At 70.1% G+C, this 20794-nt stretch carries 17 protein-coding genes; 6 read left to right on the top strand and 11 right to left on the bottom strand.

What is annotated here, in order from left to right:
• Nucleotides 1-121: 121 nt before the first annotated feature.
• The 5 genes from arcC to HD592_RS04600 are packed head-to-tail and all read right to left on the bottom strand — an operon-like array spanning nucleotide 122 to nucleotide 4985.
• On the bottom strand, nucleotides 122-1078 hold the full coding sequence (arcC, locus tag HD592_RS04620; protein WP_184452281.1) for a carbamate kinase: 957 nt from the start codon (nucleotides 1076-1078) through the stop codon (nucleotides 122-124).
• Between the two features lies 1 nt (nucleotide 1079).
• Complete coding sequence (gene era / locus HD592_RS04615) at nucleotides 1080-2186, bottom strand: GTPase Era (protein WP_184452279.1); 1107 nt, start codon at nucleotides 2184-2186, stop codon at nucleotides 1080-1082.
• A gap of 3 nt (nucleotides 2187-2189) precedes the next feature.
• Complete coding sequence (locus HD592_RS04610; RefSeq protein ID WP_184452277.1) at nucleotides 2190-3509, bottom strand: hemolysin family protein; 1320 nt, start codon at nucleotides 3507-3509, stop codon at nucleotides 2190-2192.
• Nucleotides 3506-3955: an rRNA maturation RNase YbeY gene (gene ybeY, locus HD592_RS04605; RefSeq protein WP_184452275.1), complete on the bottom strand. Its 450-nt coding sequence runs from the start codon at nucleotides 3953-3955 to the stop codon at nucleotides 3506-3508. Before ybeY ends, HD592_RS04610 begins: the two co-directional genes overlap by 4 nt.
• Nucleotides 3948-4985: a PhoH family protein gene (locus HD592_RS04600; protein WP_184454441.1), complete on the bottom strand. Its 1038-nt coding sequence runs from the start codon at nucleotides 4983-4985 to the stop codon at nucleotides 3948-3950. The genes ybeY and HD592_RS04600 overlap by 8 nt, the downstream gene beginning before the upstream one ends.
• A gap of 166 nt (nucleotides 4986-5151) precedes the next feature.
• Between HD592_RS04600 and HD592_RS04595 the strand changes: the two genes are divergently transcribed.
• From HD592_RS04595 to HD592_RS04585, 3 genes are all read left to right on the top strand, one after another.
• Nucleotides 5152-6609 carry a L,D-transpeptidase family protein gene (locus tag HD592_RS04595; RefSeq protein ID WP_184452273.1) on the top strand — a complete coding sequence of 486 codons (1458 nt, stop codon included), beginning with the start codon at nucleotides 5152-5154 and terminating at the stop codon, nucleotides 6607-6609.
• Nucleotides 6610-6656: 47 nt separating this feature from the next.
• Nucleotides 6657-9206 carry an ATP-dependent helicase HrpB gene (gene hrpB, locus HD592_RS04590; RefSeq protein WP_343058733.1) on the top strand — a complete coding sequence of 850 codons (2550 nt, stop codon included), beginning with the start codon at nucleotides 6657-6659 and terminating at the stop codon, nucleotides 9204-9206.
• A gap of 208 nt (nucleotides 9207-9414) precedes the next feature.
• Complete coding sequence (locus HD592_RS04585) at nucleotides 9415-9654, top strand: hypothetical protein (protein ID WP_184452271.1); 240 nt, start codon at nucleotides 9415-9417, stop codon at nucleotides 9652-9654.
• Here HD592_RS04585 and HD592_RS04580 read toward each other — a convergent pair.
• Nucleotides 9651-10532, bottom strand: coding sequence for an aldo/keto reductase (locus HD592_RS04580; RefSeq protein WP_184452269.1), 882 nt, complete (start codon nucleotides 10530-10532; stop codon nucleotides 9651-9653). The genes HD592_RS04585 and HD592_RS04580 overlap by 4 nt on opposite strands.
• Before the next feature lie 214 nt (nucleotides 10533-10746).
• Between HD592_RS04580 and HD592_RS04575 the strand changes: the two genes are divergently transcribed.
• Complete coding sequence (locus HD592_RS04575) at nucleotides 10747-12216, top strand: dihydrolipoyl dehydrogenase family protein (RefSeq protein WP_184452266.1); 1470 nt, start codon at nucleotides 10747-10749, stop codon at nucleotides 12214-12216.
• A 114-nt stretch (nucleotides 12217-12330) separates the two neighbouring features.
• Here HD592_RS04575 and HD592_RS04570 read toward each other — a convergent pair whose 3' ends face one another.
• The 5 genes from HD592_RS04570 to HD592_RS04550 form a co-directional block, all read right to left on the bottom strand.
• Nucleotides 12331-13686 (bottom strand): hypothetical protein, encoded by a 1356-nt coding sequence (locus HD592_RS04570; RefSeq protein WP_184452264.1) that lies wholly within the window; start codon nucleotides 13684-13686, stop codon nucleotides 12331-12333.
• Nucleotides 13683-14720 (bottom strand): ABC transporter permease, encoded by a 1038-nt coding sequence (locus tag HD592_RS04565; protein ID WP_184452263.1) that lies wholly within the window; start codon nucleotides 14718-14720, stop codon nucleotides 13683-13685. The genes HD592_RS04570 and HD592_RS04565 overlap by 4 nt, the downstream gene beginning before the upstream one ends.
• A 12-nt stretch (nucleotides 14721-14732) precedes the next feature.
• Nucleotides 14733-16235 (bottom strand): sugar ABC transporter ATP-binding protein, encoded by a 1503-nt coding sequence (locus HD592_RS04560; RefSeq protein WP_184452261.1) that lies wholly within the window; start codon nucleotides 16233-16235, stop codon nucleotides 14733-14735.
• 57 nt (nucleotides 16236-16292) lie between these two features.
• Nucleotides 16293-17279, bottom strand: coding sequence for an ABC transporter substrate-binding protein (locus HD592_RS04555; protein WP_246429984.1), 987 nt, complete (start codon nucleotides 17277-17279; stop codon nucleotides 16293-16295).
• A gap of 104 nt (nucleotides 17280-17383) precedes the next feature.
• Entirely contained in the window at nucleotides 17384-18436 is a 1053-nt protein-coding gene (locus HD592_RS04550; RefSeq protein ID WP_184452260.1) for a LacI family DNA-binding transcriptional regulator, read from the bottom strand.
• Between the two features lie 112 nt (nucleotides 18437-18548).
• Between HD592_RS04550 and HD592_RS04545 the strand changes: the two genes are divergently transcribed.
• Together HD592_RS04545 and HD592_RS04540 are read left to right on the top strand one after the other, a co-directional pair.
• Nucleotides 18549-19622, top strand: a complete 1074-nt coding sequence (locus HD592_RS04545; RefSeq protein WP_184452258.1) for an ATP-dependent helicase C-terminal domain-containing protein — start codon at nucleotides 18549-18551, stop codon at nucleotides 19620-19622.
• A gap of 50 nt (nucleotides 19623-19672) precedes the next feature.
• Complete coding sequence (locus HD592_RS04540; RefSeq protein WP_246429983.1) at nucleotides 19673-20614, top strand: endonuclease III domain-containing protein; 942 nt, start codon at nucleotides 19673-19675, stop codon at nucleotides 20612-20614.
• The last annotated feature ends 180 nt before the right edge of the window (nucleotides 20615-20794 follow it).

The raw sequence follows: 20794 nt of genomic DNA, 5'->3' as shown, positions 1-20794 counted from the left end.
CGAAGAAGAAGGAGCTGATGCGCCCTGAGCATGCCCTCACTGTAGAGCAGGCGGGCGCATCGAACGCAAGGGGCCCCGCAATGCGGACGCCCGGGCGGCCCGTCGGCTCACGAGGACGGCCTCAGGCCGTGATGAGCGTGCCAACCTCACCGCTCAGCGCCCGCGAAGCATCGGCGAGGGCGCAGATGATCGCGCGCCTGGCCCCCTTCGGAGCGCCCTCGACGAAATCGAGCGCCGCCTCGACCTTCGGACACATGGACCCTTCCGCGAACTCACCGGCCTCAACCAGGGCCCGACCGCGCGCGGCGTCGAGTGCGCTCAGCCATTCCTGACGCGGGGTGCCCCAACCGGTGGCGACCCTGTGCACGGCGGTGAGGATGACGAGGCAGGAGGCGCCGAGGTCCGCGGCGAGGAGGGCCGCCGAGCGGTCCTTGTCGATCACCGCGTCAACCGCCCGCATCGAATCGCCCGATCGCACGATCGGGATGCCCCCTCCCCCGCCTGCGACCACGAGGAAGCCCTGATCGGCGAGGGCGCGGACGGCCCCGAGCTCCAGGATCCTCCTGGGAAGCGGCGAAGCGACGAGCCTCCTGAATCCTCGGCCGGCGTCCTCGGCGTACACCTGGGAGGGGTCCTCCGCCATCCTGCGCAGCGCCATGTCCCGATTGAGGAACTGCCCGATCGGCTTCGTCGGATTCGCGAACGCCGGGTCGTCCCCGTCCACCTCGACCCGGGTGACCAGGGCCGCGACCCGCCCGGCGCGCCCCCTTAGCGTCAGCTCCTCGTCGAGGCTGCGCACGAGATGCTCGCCGATGTACCCCTGGGTCATCGCTCCCATCTCGGGAAGATCGACATTCGGGACGCCCGGATCGGCAGCCGCCCCGAGGGAGAAGGCGCGGGTGATCTGCCCGACCTGCGGCCCGTTCCCGTGCGTGACGATCAAGGGCCCGGCCTCGGCGATGTCGACCAGCGCGCCCGCGCATCGGCGCAGGAGGCGCAGCTGATCGTCCGGCGTCTCACCGAGGGCGTTCCCACCGAGGGCGACGACCGTCGTGGACGCTCCCGTGAAGATGCTCATCTCAGAAGCCGAGCCTCCCGAGCATCTTCGGATCCGACTGCCAATCCTTCGCAGTCCTCACATGCAGGTCGAGGTAGACCCGCTTGCCCAGGAGATCCTCGATGAGGGGGCGCGAGCGGGATCCGATCTCCTTGAGCCGGCTCCCCTTCCTCCCGATGATGATGGCCTTCTGCGAATCGCGTTCGACGTACACGTTCACGTGGACGTCGACGAGCGGGGGGCGCGCATCGCCCTCGCGCCGCTCGCGTTCGACGATCTCCTCGACCTGGACGGCGAGCGAGTGGGGCAGTTCATCGCGCACGCCCTCCAGTGCCGCCTCCCGGATAAACTCGGCGATGAGCGTGTCGCGCGATTCATCGGTCACCTCCCCCTCGGGATACAGGGGCGGCGAGAGCGGAACAGTTCGGCGCAGGACGTCGAGGAGGATGCCGATCCCCTCGCCGCTCTTGGCCGACACCGGGACGATCACAGCGAATTCCCCCATCTCGTCGATCGAGAGGAGGTGCTTCATGAGGCGATCACGCGGCACGAGATCCGCTTTCGTGGCGACCGCGATGATCGGGCGGCGCACGTCCTTGAGCTCGCGGGCGATGAAGCGGTCGCCCGGACCGATCCGCTGGTCGGCGGGCAGGCAGAAGACGACGCAATCGACTTCGGCCAGCGCCTCGCGGACCATGTCGTTGAGGCGCTTGCCGAGCAGAGTGCGCGGACGGTGGTAACCGGGCGTGTCGACGAGGACGAGCTGCGACTTCTCAGCGTGAACGATCCCCCGGATGTTGTGACGGGTCGTCTCCGGACGCCCCGAGGTGATCGCGATCTTCTTGCCGACCAGCGCGTTCGTCAGCGTCGACTTGCCCACGTTCGGACGGCCGACGATCGAGACGAAGCCGGCGCGGAAGTCCTCCGGGTAGTCGGGCATGAGCAGGCCCGCGCCCGCGTTCGCGTCCTTGCGCAGCCCCTTGAGGTCCTCGAGCCTGGCGAAGGCCTCCTCGGGATCGAGCTCATCCCATTCCTCCTCCTCGTCGAGGAGGTCCTCATCGATCTCGATCGGATCGGGGCCCAGGGCGTTCGGACCGGCCATGAGCTCGTCGTCACTGGGGAATCTCATCGTCTAGTCCTCACTGCTCGTCTCGGATGGTCCATTATCCTCCTCCGCGCGGGAGCACAGGACGGTCCCCACCTGACGGCGACGGCCCCGCGCCTCTTGCGCCTCCATCCGGATCCCCCCGAGGACGCCCACGGCGCCCGGCAGGGGCACCCGGCCGATCGCCTTCGCGAGGAAGCCCCCGACCGAGTCGACGTCCTCGTCCTCGAGCTCCATGCCGAAGAGCCCGCCGAGTTCACCCAGCGGATAGCGGGCGGGCACGCGCCACACCCCTCCTCCGAGGTCCTCCGCTTCGAGGACGACGCGATCGTGCTCGTCGGTGAGCTCGCCGACGACCTCCTCGATGAGGTCCTCGAGAGTGACGAGTCCCGACACGCCGCCGTACTCGTCGACGACGATCGCTTGGTGGAAGTGCTCGTCGCGCATCTGGCGCAGGAGGTCATCGGCGTGCTTCATCTCGACGGTGAACACCGCCGGACGCATCATCTGCTCCGCCACCTGATCGAGATCCGGGCCGTAGGTCTCCAAGCGCTGCACGACGTCCTTGAAGTAGAGCACGCCGCGGATGTCGTCGACGTCGTCGCCCTCGACGGGGATGCGCGAGAATCCCGAGCGGACGAAGAGCCGCAGGGCCTTGCGGGCGGGGAGGTCGACGGGGGCCGTCACCATCTCCGTGCGCGGCACCATCACCTCGCGCACCAGGGTGCGCCCGAGGTCGAGGACGCTGCGGAGCATCTCGCGGTCCTCGTCCTCGAATCCCTCGGTCTCACCGACCTGATCGACCATCTCGCGCAGGTCGTTGGCCATCTCGGCCCTCGCCTCGGCCTCCGTCTGAGCGGATTGGGGGAGCCGCCCTCGTAAACGGCTCACGAGCGGATCGAAGAAGCGCGAGGAATCCACCAGCCTGGACGCGAAGGGCGCGCCCCGCAAGGCGATCCGTTCGGGCCTGCGCGAACCGAAACGCGTCGGGATGACGGAGACGAGGACGAACTGGAGGACCGAAATCGCCGCCAGGGCGATGAGACCGGTCGCCCACCACGCCAGCCCCGCCCCCGCGATCGCCAGGGTGAGGGACACGGCGAAGACGACCTGGAAGAAGGTCCGCACACCGCGGACCGTCAAGGTCGTGCGCTTGCGGTGCTCGAGGAGCCCGGCGAGCAGGACCGCGTTCGGTCGCCCTTCTTCGACGAGGTCCTCAGCGGTGGCCACGGACATGCGTTGGAAGGCGACGTCGAGCGCATGGATGAGGGCTGCGACCGCGAGCGCGAGAGCCCCGATCGCGACGAGCGCGGGGGCGGGGATCGACTCGGCCCAGGACGCCGTCATCGGGTCGCGAGGAAGGTGAGGAGAAGACGGCGCTGAAGGGCGAACATCTCTTCCTTCTCGGCCTCTTCCGCATGGTCGTAACCGAGCAGGTGCAGCATCCCGTGGGTGGCGAGCATGAGCATCTCCTCCACCGTCGTGTGCCCGGCCTCCTTCGCCTGGGCCTCGGCCACCTGCGGGCAGATGCAGATGTCCCCGAGGGTGCCCGCAGCGGTGGGCTGCTCGGCGCTGCCCGGTCGGAGCTCGTCCATCGGGAAGCTCATGACATCGGTCGGACCGGGCAGGTCCAGCCAGCGGATGTGGAGCTCCTCCATCGGCTTCGGGTCGATGAAGAGGATGTTGAGTTCCGCATCGGTCGCCACGTGCATCGCCGTCAGCACGTGGTCGGCGAGGGCGGCGAACTCCGCTCCGTCGATCTCGTAATCCGTCTCGTTGATGACCTCAGTCATGAGCGCCCTCCTGGCCAGTTCGATTCCGATGAGCACGTGAGCGCGCATTCATCGCCCGCGTCCGCTCCTTGTGCTCCTCCCAACGGGAGTAGGCGTCGATGATCTCGCCGACGAGCTCGTGCCGCACGACATCGGCGCTGGTGAGCCGGCAGAACTCGATGCCGTCGATCCCGTCGAGGATGCGGGAGATCGCGGCGAGGCCGGATTGGCTTCCCCCCGGGAGATCCACCTGCGAGGAGTCGCCCGTGACGACGATCTGCGAATTGAATCCGAGCCGGGTCAAGAACATCTTCATCTGATTCGCCGTCGTATTCTGGGCCTCGTCGAGGATGATGAAGGAGTCGTTGAGCGTCCGGCCCCGCATGTACGCCAGGGGCGCCACCTCGATCGTGCCCGCCGCCATGAGCTTCGGGATCGCCTCGGCGTCCAGCATGTCCTTCAAGGCGTCGTACAGGGGCCTCAGATAGGGGTCGATCTTGTCGGTCAGCGTGCCGGGGAGGAAGCCGAGGTTCTCCCCCGCCTCCACCGCCGGTCGGGTCAGGACGATCCTGCGCACCTGGCCGGCGAGGAGCTTGCGCACGGCGACCGCCATCGCCAAATAGGTCTTCCCCGTTCCCGCCGGTCCGATCCCGAAGACCACGGTCGAGCGTTCGATCGCCTCGACGTAGGCGGCCTGCCCGGGCGTCTTCGGCCGGATCGTCCTGCCGCGCACGGTGAGGATGTCCTCCGTCGCGGCGGCGTTGAGGCCGCTGGAGGCCAGGAGCGAGATCGCCCGGTCCACGGCGCTCGCGTCGAGGGCCTGCCCCTTCGATGCGAGGGCGATCAGCTCCTCGACGAGCTCGCAGGCGAGATCGACCTCAGCGGGAAGGCCCGTCAATGAAACATCCCTCCCGATCACGCGGATCGCGACCCGGGGGAAGCCCTTCTCCAAGGAGCGGAGCACCTGATCGGCGGTTCCGAGGACGAGGATCGGATCGACGGTCGCAGGAATGACGACATGGCGCGTCGAACCGGCGGCGCTCGCCGCCATCGGATCACTCACCTGGCAGGCCCTTTCTCTCGTCCCTCTCCTCCGGGCAGTCTAGCGAACGGCGCGGCGCGAGCGCCCGGCTCGTTGATCCGCCGTCCCGGATCAGGGGGACTCCGGGATCTTTCGGGGTTCAGACGCGGTTTTCGAGCCGATAGAGTCGTGTTCCATGACCGCTGTTCCGCTTCACTCCGCATCGCCCCGGTCTTCCCGGTGGCGCTGGTGGGCATTGGGCCTGTGCCTTCTCGCAAGCTGCGCCTCGGCGATCGCCGTCGTGACCCTCACCTGCACGGGACGGGTCCTGCCCGGCCGCACCCTCGCAGGCCACGAGCTATCGGGAATGACCCGCGAAGAGGTCGTGGAGTTCGCGGATGCGCGTTTGAGAAGCGCCACTGTCACGCTCGTGGTCGATGGTGAGGAGCTGCGCGCGCCGCTCGCCCAGACGGGCGTCGTCGTGGATCCCCAGGCCCTCGCCGACGCCGCCCTGAAGGGCTCGGGCGATCCCATCGCCTCCGTCCTCTCCCTCGTCTCCCTCGGCCGCGCGCAGGAGGTCATCGTCCCGACCTCGATCGATCAGTCCGCCTTCCTCTCCTTCGCGGCGAAAGCGGACGCCCTGACCGGACGCGCCCCCGTTCCCGCGTCGGTCGACCTCTCCGAGGACGGGACGCGTCATGTCGCGATCGGAGGGAGCCCTGGCCAGGGAGTCGATCGCGACACGCTGCGCGAGAGGCTCGTCTCGGCGGTCTCGCGCCTGGAGAGCTCCTCGATCTCGCTGCCGTCCTCGCCCCTCGAAGCCCGTCCGACGATCACGCAGGCCCAGGAGGCCGCTCAACGGGCCGATGAGATCGCCGCGACGCCGATCTCCCTCACCGGCCCGAACGAGACCTTCACCCCGGAGGAATCCGAGAAGGCGAAATGGGTGAAGGTCGAGGAGAAGGAGGGGCGACTCGTCCCTTCGGTCGACCGGGAGGCCGTGACCGCCTGGGTCGATTCGATCGTCTCCCAGGTGGATCGTCCCGCCATCAACGGCATCAACGCGGTCGACCCTCAGGGGGTCCTGCTCCGACTCGCGCGCCCCGGGAAGGAGGGCAGGGCGGTCAAGAACGCCCAAGCCCTGCGCGAGGGGATTCTCAACGCCCTCGACGCGCATTCGGAGTATTCGGGGACGATCGAATGGGATCCCATCGCCGCGGGCATGGAGGAGCGGGTGACCCCGGCGGGGCTCGCGGGCCTGGCCTACCGTCCCTCGCCGGGCGAGAAGTGGGTCGAGGTCAACCTCACGGACTCGACTCTGACTGTCTTCCGCGGTCAAGAGGTCGCCTACGGGCCGATCCTCATCAATCACGGGGGCGTCGGTCATGAGACCGTGACCGGGACCTATCGCGTCTATCTCAAGTTCAAGGCCCAAGACATGGGCTGCACCCCGGAATGGCCCTATTGCGAACGCGGGGTCCCCTGGGTCGCCTATTGGCACCAGAGCTACGCCCTTCACGGAGCGCCGTGGGTCAAGGAGTTCGGGATCGGCACCGATGAGTCCTCGCACGGCTGCATCAACATCCCCGTGGAGGATGCGCACTGGATCCACGATTTCGTCGAGATCGGCACCGTCGTCGTCACCCACTACTGAACCCCGGGCGCCGGATCGCCGGCACGGGGGCGGGTCATACTGGAGGGGTGGATCCCTTCGCCCGTCTGCTCGCCGCTCCGCCCGCCCTCCCCGTTGCCTCCGGTCTCGGACGGATCGGAGAAGTCCTGGCCCCCGGACGCGCCCTCGTCCTCTCCGCGCCTCCGGGATCGGGCAAGACGACCCTCGTCCCCGCCCTCCTCGCCCGCGAATTCAAGGGGAGGATCCTCGTCGCCGAACCCCGCAGGATCGCCGCGCGGGCGGCGGCGCGCCGCCTCGCCCATCTGCTCGGGCAGGACCTCGGCGATCTCGTCGGCTTCGCAGTGAAAGGCGAGGCCAGAAGGTCGGCGGCCACTCGCGTCGAGTTCGTGACCCCCGGCGTCCTCGTCCGACTGCTCCACTCCGATCCTTCGCTCGAGGGGGTGTCGGCGGTCCTCCTCGACGAATTCCACGAACGCCACCTCGACAGCGATCTGGCGCTCGGCATGCTGCTCGACGCCCGATCAGTGCTACGCGAGGACCTCCACCTCTGCGTCGCCTCGGCCACGCTCGATGTCGGGAGGATCCGCTCCCTGCTGGGGACGAGGGTTCCGACGGACGCCGTCGAGGTGCCGGGAGCCGCATTCCCCCTCGAGCTGCGCTACGCCCCGCCGGCCCGTGGGGTCGAGCCACTCGAGGCCGATCCTTGGGGAGCGGTCCGCGTCCCGCGCGCATTCCTCGCGCACGTCGCCTCTTGCGCCGCGCAGTGCCTTCGGGGAGGCGAGGGCGATGTCCTGGTCTTCGTCCCCGGCGTCAGGGAGGTGAACGAGGTCGTCGCCCGCCTGCGCGAGGGATCCTTCGGGGAGGGCGCGCACGACTTCGAGGTCCTCGCGCTGCACGGAACCCTTCCGCCCGCACTTCAGGACGAGGTCCTCAGCCCTCCGGCGACGGGCCCGCGCCGGATCATCGTGGCCACGCCGATCGCGGAGTCCTCGCTCACGGTTCCCCGAGTCTCCTGCGTCATCGATTCGGGCCTCGCCCGTGAACCGCGCCTCGATCTCGCGCGCGGCGCTTCAAGCCTCGCCACCGTCCGCGCCGCGCGCTCACGGTGCGAGCAGAGGGCCGGCCGTGCGGCCCGCCTCGGTCCCGGCCTCGCGATCCGCTGCTTCGATGAGGTCGACTGGGCCAGGCGCGCAGCGCACGCCCTTCCGGAGATGCTCGTCGCCGACCTCAGCGATGCCGAATTGCAGGCTCTGCGCTGGACGCCGAAGGGGCTTGCGGGGCTTGCGCTCCTGGACGCGCCTCCCTCGGCGGCCCGGGAGGCGGCGCGCACGGCCCTTCACGCCCTCGGCCTTCTCGAAGAGGGGCGCGTGACGCCCCTGGGCGAGACCGCGGGGAGCCTGCCGATCGATCCCGCCCTCGGCGCCGCCCTGCTGCGCACCGCGCCCCGCATCGGCCTCGAGCGGGCGGCCTCCTTCGGCGCGCTGCTCGCAGAAGGCCCACGGGTCAAGGACGCCGATCTCGCGACCTTCGCGAGGCGCATGGCACGCCTCGATCCCGCACTGGCCAAGACCGTGCGCCGAGGCGCAGCGCGCTTGAAGCGGCAGATCGCGCCGCTCATCCCGCCGAGCCCAGCGGGCCTCCAAGCCCCGACAAGCGACGAGGACGCCCTCGCGGCCGTCGTCGCGCACGTGAAACCCTCTTGGATCGCACGCTCGCGACAGGGCGGACGCGCCTACCTGCTCGCCGATGGCCAAGCCGCTGCACTCCCCGAGGGCTCGCCTCTGGAAGGCGTCGAATGGCTGGCCATCGCAGAACTCACCAGGTCTGCGAGCGCCGACGGATTCATCCGGGCCGCAGTTCCCCTGGCACCAGACGAGGCCCTCGTCATCGGCGCGCCGCTCGTGACCGAAGTGCGGACTTGCACCCTGGAATCGGGAAGGATCCGGGCGGTCTTAGCGCGCTCCCTCGGCGCGATCCCCCTCGGGGAGCGCCCTGTCGAGGCGAGCGCGCAGGAGGCCCTGGAGACGCTCCTCAACGCCCTGCGGGACTCGGGCCCGCCGATCATGACGTGGTCCGATTCGGCCCGCTCCCTGCGCTCGCGCATCGGCGCACTACACGGGGTCAATCCCCGGCTCTGGCCCGATGTCGGCGACGAGGCCCTGATCGCCTCGGCACCCGTCTGGCTCGCGGCGGAGCTGGACTCGCTCGCCAGTGGGGCGCCGCTGGCATCGGTGGACATGGCGGCCGCTATCCGCTCCCTCCTCGACTGGTCGGCGCTCCGCCGACTCGATGCGCTCGCCCCCTCCGAGATCGAGATCCCCACAGGAGCAAGGCGGAGGATCGATTGGTCGAGCGGACGCCCCGTGCTCGCCCTACGCGTTCAAGAGGCCTTCGGATGGGTCGACACCCCCGCATTCGCCGACGGGCACCTCCCCCTGGTCCTCCACCTCACCGACCCCGCCGGACGCCCCGCAGCCGTCACCTCGGATCTCGCGAGCTTCTGGACGGGCCCGTATCAGCAGGTGCGCGCGCAGCTGCGCGGGCGCTACCCGAAGCACCCCTGGCCGGAGGATCCCTTCTCCGAAAGGCCGACCTCGCGGGCCAAGCCGCGGCGCTGAGCCACTCCTCCGGTGCATGCGCACGCGGAGGGCCCCGAAAGCGTGAAGCTCCTATGCCGTGATACCCCGGTGCGCGAACACGCCCCGCCGGAGCGCCGCGCGGGGGACACTGGGAGCGGGCCCGCATCCCCGGGTCCGGTCCGCGTCCCGCGTTCGCCCTCGCGTTCAGGGACGGGGCCAGGGACATTCTCGACGAGGAGGACTCCTCATGACCCGCGCACAGCTCGACGACCTGCGCTCCGACCACTGGTGGGATCAGCGCCACCGCTCACCGGGCTTCGCGATCGCCGCCGCCGTCGCGAGCACCCTCCTCGTCATCGCGTGGGGCGTCACCGGATGCCTCGGGCAGGCACATCCGCTGCTCGCGTTCGTCTCAGCCGCCTTCTTCACCGCCAACGCGGTGCGGGAGGCGCTCCTCGCCCGTCGTCTCCTCGCCGAACGGTCCTAGTCCTCCAGGGATTCGCCGCGGGCCTTCATGTCCTCGAGGGTCTGCGGGAAGGCGAAGGTCGCGGGGTCGCCTCCGACCCGGCCCTCCTGCGAATGCAGCGCATCGAGCGCCCCGAGTTCCGCCGCCCCGAGGTGGAGCGAGGCCGCGCGGAGGTTGAGCGCCATGCGCTCGGCGTTCACCGTCTTCGGGATCGCGACGTGCCCGCGGGCCACGTGCCAGGCGAGGACGACTTCCGCGGGCGAGACCCCGTGCGCCTCAGCGATCCCGGCCACCGTCGGCTCCGCCAGATCCCGGCCCTGGCCGAGCGGGGAATAGGCTTCGATGGCGATGCCTAGTTCGACGCAGCGCTCGCGCAGCGCGGGACGGTGGAACAGCGGATGGGCCTCCACCTGATCGACTGCGGGGATCACCCCGGTCGCCTCGACGATCCGGTCGAGGTGCTCGGGGAGGAAGTTCGCGACCCCGATCGAGGAGGCGAGCCCCTCGTCCCTCAGCTCGATGAGGGCCTCCCAGGTCTCGAGGTAGAGGTCCCGCGCGGGAACCGGCCAATGGATGAGGTAGAGGTCGACGCGATCGAGGCCGAGCTCCTCGAGCGAGGAGGCGAGCGCCCGGCGCGCCGACTCGCGGCCCTGGTCGGCGTTGCGGAGCTTCGTGGTGACGAAGAGGGCGTCGCGGTCGAGTCCGCTCGAGCGGATGGCCTCGCCGACCCCGGCCTCGTTGTAGTACCCCGCGGCCGTATCGATGTGGCGGTAGCCGATCTCGAGGGCGCGACTCACCGCCTCCGCCGTCGCCGAGGGCGGGATCTGGAAGGTGCCGAAGCCGATCTGGGGGATGCGGACGCCGGAGTTGAGGAGGAGTCGGGGAGTCGGAGCGCTCATGGCACGAGGCTACACCCTCGCAGGCTGTACGGTGGCGTCCGCCACAACTCGCGCGCCGGGGGAATGCGCGGTGCCTCCTCGGCGTTGGAGATGCGCGGACGAGGATCCGGTGGCCCCGAAGCCCGATCCCTCACTCCCGCCCCACCCCTATTCGTCTCCCCGACCCACCCCTGTTCCTCTCCCCCGACCCCGCCCGAGCCCCCGAAGGATCCCCATGAACGACCAGCCCGCCCTCGCCGCCGCCCCCGCGCCCCCGGCCTCCGCCGCGCATGCACCCGGGGCCCCTCCCGCCCCCGCCGCACTCGAAGAGGTCGACCTCCTCGTCGTCGGAGGGGGCAAGGCCGGCAAGTCCCTCGCGATGGACCGCGCGAAGAAGGGCATGCGCGTCGCGATGGTCGAACGCCGCTACATCGGCGGCACCTGCATCAACGTCGCCTGCATCCCGACGAAGGCCCTCGTCGCCTCGGCCCGCAGGCTCGAAGCCGCCCGCTCTGATGCGCGATTCGGCGTCACCGGCACCGGGGCCGCCGCCGTCGACCTCGAAGCGCTGCGCGCGCACAAGGAGGGCATCGTCTCGGCGATGGTGGCCGCGCACGAGACGATGTTCGCCGCCCCCGGCCTCGACTTCCTCAAGGGGGAGGCCCGCTTCATCGGCGAACGGAGCGTCGAAGTCGCCCTCGATGAAGGCGGGACCCGGTGCATCCGGGGCGAACGGGCCCTCGTCAATCTCGGATCGCGGCCCGCCCGCCCGGAGATCCCCGGACTGTGGGAGGCGGGGGCGATGACGAGCGAGGAGATCCTCCGCCTGGAGGCCCTCCCCTCCTCGCTGGCGATCATCGGCGCCTCCTACATCGGCGTCGAATTCGCCTCGATGATGGCCGCCTTCGGCGTCGAGGTCGTGCTCATCGCCTCCGGCGCCCACGTCCTGCCCCGCGAGGACGCCGATATCGCGGCCGAGACGGAGGCGGGCCTGGCCGAGCTCGGCGTCGAGATCCGCCGCGGCGCCCGGGTCGTAGCGGCCGCGAAGGAGGAGGGGCGCATCCGCCTCGCCCTCGACGACGGAGGGTCCCTCGCCGCCGAGGCCGTCCTCGTCGCCGCCGGCCGCGTGCCGAATACGGAGGGGATCGGCCTCGAGGAGGCGGGGATCCGCCTCAACGCCTCGGGTTTCATCGCCGTCGACGACTCCCTGCGCACGAGCGCCCCGGGGGTGTGGGCGGCGGGCGATGCCGCGGGGACCCCGATGTTCACGCACGCCTCCTGGTCGGATTTCCGGATCATCCGCGCCCAGTTCGACGGCGCCGAGCCCGCCTCGCCCTTCGCCTCGACCACGGGCCGGCTCCTCCCCTCCGTCGTCTTCACCTCGCCGGAGCTCGCGAGGATCGGCATGAGCGAGGGCGAGGCCCGCGCCTCGGGGCGCGAGGTCCTCGTCGCCTCCCTCCCCGTGCAGGCCGTCCCGCGCGCCAAGACGATGCGCGCGAGCCGCGGGCTGTGGAAGGCGGTCGTCGACGCCTCGACCCATGAGATCCTCGGCGCCGCGATCCAGGGGCCCGAGGCCGGCGAGGTCATCGCCGCCGTCCAGGTCGCCATGCGCGCCGGCATGCGCTACGAGGAGCTCCGCTTCCTGCCGATCGCCCATCCGACGATGGCCGAGGGCCTTCAGCTCCTCCTCGATCAGCTGCCCTGATCCGACCGCCGCTCGAGCATTCCGAGCGGCCCGGCCCGTCCGGGGCCCTCGATGCGCGCAGCGCCCGGCCCCGGGCCGAGAACCCGGGACCGGCCGCTCCTGGCGGATCGGCGCTCACCGCGTCGCGACGCGCACCTCCGGGGGCGCGCCCAACTGCGCGGCGACCCTTTCCCAGGTGCCGGCGAAGCGGCCGTAGGCGGTCTTGATGAGCGCGCCGACGGGCAGCTCGGGGCACTCGTTCTCGCCGTTCGTCCCCCAGTTCACCCAGCCGGATTGGCGCCGCTGAACGATCTGGAACTGTCCGGAGGGCTCGGAGGTCCACCAGATCATCGCGCGTCCCTGCTCGGAGTGGTATTCGACGCTCGCCTGCGCGGCCCCGGGGAAGATCGTCTCATGGGGGACTCGCTGGACGTCGACGGCCTCCCGGGCGATCCTCCACGGACGCTCCGGCAGATCGGCGAGCCGATGCGAGGCGGCGCGCACGCGCCCGAGGCGCTGAGCGATCTCCTCGTCGGAGAGCGCGCCCTCCCATGCGCTGAAGAGCCGCCAGTAGAGGTCCCAGTGCGCGGACTCGATGTCGTCGGTGAGCGCCTCGCGGAAGGCCCGGAACTTCTCATTGCGCGCCCCCGGGGCCGCCAGGGTCTCGGCGACCATGCCCGCCAGCTCCCCCGCATAGGGGTCGCCATCGCGGTAGCGGACCCCTCCCGGGGTGTCGAAGCGGTCGAAGACGAGTTCGCCCTGCCCGCCCTCGAACTCGTCGCCGACGGTGATCTTGTTGACGATGGAGCGCCCGTTGATGACCGTTGCGAAAGGATCGACGAGATAGCGGCGGGAGAACCAGGGCGTGCCGTAGGTGAAGCGCCATTCGATGGAGAAGCTCTTCCCCTTCAGCTCCTCGAGCAGGCCGTCGGGGATCGTGCCCGTCATCCGGAGGGCGACGAGCACGGGCCCCCATTCGAGGACCTCCACCGTGACGGGGGTGTGCTCGGGCGGGTTGATGAGCCCGTTCTCGGGGGTGAAGAAGGGGCCGTAGAAGCCGCCGATGGCGTTGTTCCCGGAGGGCAGGAGGTCGATCCCCTCCTCCCGCGTGGAGAAATGCCGGATCCCCCATTTCGAGGCGCCGTCGCCGCGGGCGGTCCCGGTGCACAGTTCGAGATCGAAGTACCCGGTGTCGAGGCGCGCGTAGGCGTCGGCCTCGCGGGGCTCCAGGGCGGTGATCCCCTCCGTCGGCGTCCCTTTGGGCAGGGGCTCCTCGAGGGTGAATTCGAGGCGGCCGTCGACGGAGGCGACGGTGATGAAGGAGGTGGCGCCCTCCCGCTCCTGGTGCTCGAGCCGTTGGCACAGCAGTTCGGCGCCGCTGTCGGTGCGCGCCCTCCACAGGGCGCCCTCGAGCGCTTCCTCGACGGTGAACTCGATGGGCTCGTTGAGCCTCGGGCCGAGGGGATCGGTGATGACGATCGTCCGGCTCATCGCGCGCCTCCTTCCTTCGCCGCCGCATCGAGGAGCGGTCGGACCGCCGCGGCGGTGGACCGGTGCTTGAGGGAGTCGATGGCGACGGCGAGGATGATGACGATTCCCTTGATGAGGAGCTGGGTGAAGAACTGCACGTTCATGAGGATGAGCCCGGTGGTGAGCACTCCGAGGATCACGGAGCCGACGAGCGTGCCGAGGATCCGCCCCTTCCCGCCGGCGAGGCTCGTCCCGCCGAGGACGACGGCCGCGATGGCGTCGAGTTCGTAGCCGTTGCCGGCGGTGGGCTGGGCCGAGACGACCCGCGCCGCGAAGATGACGCCTGCGAGGCCGGCGAGGGCGCCGGCGATGACGTACACGGAGGTGAGGACGCGCTTGACCCTGATGCCCGCGAGCCGGGCGGCCTCGGGGTTGCCGCCGACCGCGTAAACGTGGCGTCCGAACTTCGTGCGTTCGAGGACGAGCCAGGACACGAGGTAGACGCCGATCATCACGACCACGGGGACCGGGATGCCGAGGAGGTAGCCGTTGCCGAGATCGCGGAAGGACAGGGCGCTGTCGACGATCGGCTGCCCCTCGGTCATCGTGTAGGCGAGACCGCGGAGGAAGGTCATGAGTCCGAGGGTGACGATGAAGGGCGCGAGGGCGAGATAGGCGGACAGGGCGCCGTTGACCAGGCCGGCGAGCGCTCCGGCGCAGACCCCGATGAGGATCGCGATGAAGGAGGGCATTCCGGTCATCGCCGCGAGGACGGCGGTGACGCCGGCGACGGCGACCGTCGAGCCGACGGAGAGGTCGATCCCGGCGGTGATGATGACGAAGGTCATCCCGGCCGCGATGATCGCGTTGATCGAAATCGCCCGGGCGATGTTGAGGAGGTTGTCGACGGAGGCGAAGTTCGGTGCGGCGACCGCCATGAACACGGTGAGCAGCACGAGGACGGCGAGGATCCCCGCACGGTCCCACCATGTCGCGAAATCGAAGTGTCGGGGGTGCACGCGGAGCTGTCCCGCTCCGGAGGCGTGGTTGGTCATCGTGATCGGTTCCTACTCGGCTGTTCCTGTGGCATGGCTCATGACGTCTTCTTCGGATGCGGTCGCGGACGGGAGGTCCGCGACGATCCGCCCGTGACGCATGACGAGGATCCTGTCGGAGCACCCGATCGCCTCGGGCAGGTCGGAGGAGATCATGATGATCGCCTTGCCCCGGCGGACCAGTGCTTCGATGAGTTCGTAGATCTCCCGCTTCGCCCCGACGTCGACCCCTCGGGTGGGCTCATCGAGGATGAGGAGATCCGATTCGGTGAGGAGCGTCCGGGCGAGGACGGCCTTCTGCTGGTTGCCCCCGGACAGGCTGCGCGTCGGCAGCCCGATGGCGGTGCAACGCAGGTGGAGGAAGTCCATCATGTCGAGGACGGCCGCGCGGATCCGCCCGCGCCTCAGGACGCCGCCCCGGGAGAAGCGGTCGAGGGAGGACAGGGCGATGTTGTCCTCGACGGAATGCTCGAGGAACAGCCCCTGCTCCTTCCGGCTTTCCGGCACCATGGTGACGCCGCTGCGGATCGCCGATCGGGGGTCCGGCGCCTCGTAGGGCTCGCCGCGGAGCCGGATCGTGCCGCCCTCGGGCCTCTCGGCGCCGAAGATGAGGCGCGCGACCTCGGTGCGGCCGGATCCGATCAGTCCGGCGAAGCAGACGATCTCCCCCGCGCGGACGCTGAAACTCACGGGGCCGACGCCGTTGCCCTTCAGGCCCTCCGCCTCCAGGACGGTATCGCCCGGGGGCCGGGACTCGTGGACGTACAGATCGCGGATGTCGCGCCCGACCATCATCCGCACGATGTCGGTGGGCTCGATGTCGGCGCGCTCATGGGTGCCGACGAGGCGCCCGTCCCGGAAGACCGTCACCCGGTCCGCCAGGCGCCAGACCTCCTCCATCCGATGCGTGATGTAGATGAGGCCGACCCCCGTCGAGCGCGCCTGCTCGATGATGCGGTAGAGCTCCTCGGTCTCCGCGCGCGACAGGGCCGCCGTCGGCTCGTCGAGGACGAGGATGCGCGCCTCCTCGCTCGCGGCTCGGGCGATCTCCACCATCTGCTGCATGCCGATGCTCAGCGAGCCGAGCGGACGGGAGGGGTCGACGCGGAGCCCGATGAGCGCGAGTTTGCGCTCGGCGTCGCGCCGCATCGCCTTCCGGTCGAGGAGCCCGAAGCGCGTGGTCGCTTCGGCGCCGAGGGCGAGGTTCTCGGCGACGGTCATGTCGGGGACGGTGCTGATCTCCTGATGGATGATCGCGATCCCGTGCGATCGGGCGTCGGCGGGGTCGGCGATCTCCACCGTGCGGCCGTCGATGAGGATCTCGCCCCCATCACGCGCGATGTTGCCCGCGAGGATCTTCATCAGCGTCGACTTGCCCGCGCCGTTCTCGCCCATGAGGGCGTGCACTTCACCGGGGCGCAGGTCGAAGGAGGCTCCGTTGAGCGCCATCGTGGCGCCGAATCGTTTGCTGATCTCGCGGAGCTCGAGCAGCGGCGGACGGGTTGATGTGGTCATGGATCGTCTCCTCGGGAATCGGGCGGGGCGGGCGCGACGCCGCCCCGCCCGTTCGCGTCACCAGCCGGGGTATTCGTCGACGGAGTCGCGCGTGACGATGACGCTCGGGATGAGGATCGTCGTGTCGGCGGGCGGGTTGCCGTCGACCATCTGCTGGGCGACGGCCACGGCCTGACGCACCATCTCCGCCGGGTTCTGCGTGGCGGAGGCGATGAAGGGCGAGCCCTCCCTCTTCAGTTCGGCGACTCCTTCGGGGCTCGCGTCGATTCCGACGACGATGATGTCCGAGGCCCGTCCGGCCTGTTCGACGGCGAGGGTCGCGCCGAGGGCGGAGGGGTCGTTCATCCCGAAGATGCCCTGAACGTCGGGGGTCGCGGTGAGCATGTCCGTCGTCACCGTCAAACCGGAGGCGCGGTCGTTGCGCGAGGCCTGATGCCCGACGACGGTGATGCCGGGGAATTCTTCGAGGACCTTCGTGCAGCCGGTGATCCGGTCGATGATCGTCTGGATCGGGGTGCCGTCGACGATGAGGATGTTGCCCTTGCCGCCCATCTGCTCGAAGAGGTGGCGGCAGGCGACTTCTCCCGCTTCGACGGCGTCCGTCATGACGACGGCGTCGGCTCCCACCGCGGGGGTGTCGACGGCGATGACGATGACGCCGGCAGCGCGGGCGCGCTCGATGGCGGGCGCGATGCCGTCCTCGTCGACGGCGGAGATGACGATGAGGTCCACGCCCTGCTGGATGAAGGCGTCGATCTGCGTGTTCTGGTTGGCGAGGTCGAGCTGGGCGTCCTGGACGTTGAGGGTCGCGCCGAGCTCGGCTGCCGCCTCTTCGGCGCCGGTGGTCATGGCGGAGAAGAAGGGGTTCGACATGTCCTGGACCATGAGCCCGATCGATTCGATCGCGGAGGGGAGGGCGGCGCCCTCCGCCCCCGTTCCGCTCATCGCCCCGGCGTTCGGGGAGTCGCCGGAGGTGCAGGCGGTGAGCGCGAGCGCGAAGGTCGCGAGGATCGAGCCGGCGATGGCCGTCGTGGTGTGCTTCATTGCATTCCTTCACTGGGTGGGGCCGCCGATCGGCGGCTCCGTCTTCGGAGCCGCGGCCTGGGCGGCGGTGATGATGCCGGCGTCGCCGAGGACGCCGACCGCGGTCAGCAGCCGCAGGAGTGGCGGACGAGGAGGGTCGCTGTCACCTCCTCGCGGTCCTCCGCGGTGTAGCTCGGCACCACCGACGCCGCCTCCTTGTCGGAGCTCGTGCGGGCAATGATGGCGAGGAGTTTGCGGGCGGCGAGTTCGCCGATGGATCGCGAGTCCTCGTCGATGACCGTCATCGGCGGATCGAGGAGGGGGGCCCAGGCGAATTCGTCGAAGCCGATGACGGCGACCTCGTCGGGGATGCGCAGCTCCCGTTCCCTCAGGGCGGTCAGGGCTCCCTGCAGGAGGGGGTTGTTGCCCGCGACCAAGGCGAATCTCCCGCCCGTCCCCCGTTGCGCGAGATGCGCGTCGAGGACCTCGCGGGCGGAGCGGGCGTCGTTGTCGCACTCGAGCACGGTGAGCCGCGCGCCGTGCTCGTGCGCGGCCGCGCGGAATCCGCCCTCGCGGGCGGCGCGCGACGACCACAGACGGGGGTAGATCATCAGCACCCATTCGTCGAGGCCGTGGAATGCGAGATGGCGTCCGATCTGGGCCGAGGCGTCGGCGTTGTCGGTGGTGACGGATGCGGCGCCGAAATGCGAGTCCGGAGCCTGCGAGTCGACGAAGACCGCGGGGATCCCCCATTCCGTGAGCTTCTCGTAGTTGTCGGGGCTCAGGGTGAGGGTTGAGATCACGCCCTTGGCCCGCGACTGCATCGCCTCCTGGATCGCGGCGTCCTCGAGATCGCGGTCGAAGCGCCCCGAAGGGGCGACGTCCGTGAATCGCATCGCCGTGTTCGCCTCGCGCAGTCCCGACTGGATGCCGTCGATCATGTCGATGTAGTAGGAGTTCGATGTGGAGGCCGTCATCACCATGACCGGTCCCGGCATCTGCGTGCGCAGGGCGCGGGCGGCGGTGTTGGGCACGTAGCCGATACTCCTCGCGGCCTCGAGCACTCGCCGTCGGCTCTCATCGGAGACCCCCTCGGCGCCGTTGAGGGCGCGGGAGACGGTGAAGATCGACAGGCCCGACTTCGCCGCCACATCGTTCAACGTGGGCTTCTTCGCCATGATGAGCGCTCCCATCCAATTGACCTAAAGGTTTAGGAATCTGTCCGACCTCGATGTCGAGGACTCCTAAACGATTAGGCGCCAATTTAGCACCGGAGCGTCCGCACTGTCAATGCCCCGTCACCGCACGCGATCGCTTCCGGGACGGCCCCCGCCCTCGCCGATGCGGCGCACCCGCCGCCGGGAGCCCATCAGCCGCTCAAGACGATTCCGCAGCCCCCTCGGCCCGGACGGCGGCGGCGCGCTCTCCGGACGGATCCTCGCCCTCATCCCGCCGCTCCTGCGCATCGATGAGCATGCCGAGATCGAGGCCGCCCGGGGCGAGAAGAGCGTCGAGGCGGCGCCCGCCGCATGGACCGCTGAGGCGAGCGCCCCGAGGGCGCTCATCCAACGCCCGGCGCGAAGAGCCCCTGAGGAGTGCTCCCCGTCGCACAGGAGGCCCCACCTCGCGAGCACCCAGAGCGCGGAGTTCCACGCGAGGATCAGCACTCCCATCGCCCGGCTCTCCGTCCGATCGGCGGCGAGGAGCGCCGATGCCGCGATCCCCCTCGGGGAGCGCCCTGTCGAGGCGAGCGCGCAGGAGGCCCTGGAGACGCTCCTCAACGCCCTGCGGGACTCGGGCCCGCCGATCATGACGTGGTCCGATTCGGCCCGCTCCCTGCGCTCGCGCATCGGCGCACTACACGGGGTCAATCCCCAGCTCTGGCCCGATGTCAGCGACGAAGCCCTGATCGCCTCGACACCCGTCTGGCTCGCGGCGGAGCTGGACTCGCTCGCCAGTGGGGCGCCGCTGGCATCGGTGGACATGGCGGCCGCTATCCGCTCCCTCCTCGACTGGTCGACGCTCCGCCGACTCGATGCGCTCGCCCCCTCCGAGATCGAGATCCCCACAGGAGCAAGGCGGAGGATCGATTGGTCGAGCGGACACCCCGTGCTCGCCCTACGCGTTCAAGAGGCCTTCGGATGGATCGACACCCCCGCATTCGCCGACGGGCACCTCCCCCTGGTCCTCCACCTCACCGACCCCGCCGGACGCCCCGCAGCCGTCACCTCGGACCTCGCGAGCTTCTGGACGGGCCCATATCAGCAGGTACGCGCGCAGCTGCGCGGGCGCTACCCGAAGCACCCCTGGCCGGAGGATCCCTTCACGGAGCGCCCCACGTCCCGGGCCAAGCCGCGCCCTTGAGCGGGCCCCAGCATAGACTCACGGCATCGGCCACCGACAGGGAGGATGCGATGAATCGATCGCCTATCGCCGAGCCGGGCTCCGGGCGTCCTCGGACGGGGCCCGCGCTCGCCGGGCGCGGTGCGATGCGGGAGCTGTTCACCGCGCTCTTGGAGCAGATCGATCCCGGTCCCTGGTGGTCGGCCGATACTCGCTTCGAGATCCTCGTCGGCGCGATCCTCGTCCAGAACACGGCGTGGACGAACGTCGAACGCGCCCTCGCCCGCATGAGGTCCGCAGGCCTGCTCGACCCCGAGGGGATCGAGTCCTCATCCCCCGAGCATCTCGCCTCCGTCATCCGCCCCTGCGGGTACCACCGCGCGAAGACGGCTTATCTCAAGGAGGCGACGGCATGGTTCCTCCGTCGCGACGAGGAGGCGAGGAGGTCTTCGACTCCGGATCTTCGCGCCGAACTCCTCGCGATTCGCGGGATCGGGATGGAAACGGCCGATGTCCTGCTCCTCTACGTCTACGAGCGCCCGCTCTTCATCTACGACGCCTACGCCCGTCGGCTCCTGAGCGCCGCGGGCATGGGCGCTCATCCGGATTACGCGAGGGCGAAGACCGCCCTCGATCCCCTCGTCGACGAGGCGGGGTTCAGCCTTGAGGAGCTCGCCCTCTTCCATGGCCTCATCGTCGAATCGGGGAAGATCGCCCGGATGCTGGGCGGGTGGGAGGAGTGCCCCCCTGCTCGAATCCGGCCGCCTCGGGGCCGCGGCACGGGCAGGGGGACGCGCGCTTCAGTCGAGCTGATCGCTTTCTTCGCCGCTCTTCGAGGACTCGAACTCGACGAGTTCGCCGAGGGCGAGCCCTCCTCCGGCGAGGGTGTCGTTCAGACGGCGCACCGCGTTCGCGCGCGATGCGCGCAGGTCCTGTTCGAGGCGGAGCGGGAGGAGGCCGACGAGGCGCGCAAGGCGGGTCTGGGCGGGTGCCCGGCCGACCGGGGCCGATGAGTTCGGCGCGCCGAGCCTGAGCCGCGCCGAGGCCGCTTCGAAGACGAATGCGGGTGCGAGGAGCAGCACGATCAGGAGGATCGTCGTCGGAGTCGGGCCGAGTCGGCCCATCAGTCGGGCCGCCGCCGCGATGAACCCGAAGCAGGCGATGAGGCGCCCGGCGCGAAGGGCTCCCGAAGC

The organism is Schaalia hyovaginalis (genome assembly GCF_014208035.1).
GTDB lineage: Bacteria > Actinomycetota > Actinomycetes > Actinomycetales > Actinomycetaceae > Pauljensenia > Pauljensenia hyovaginalis.
Note: the sequence above shows the minus strand (reverse complement) of the source record. Positions and strands in the feature narration are given on the sequence as shown.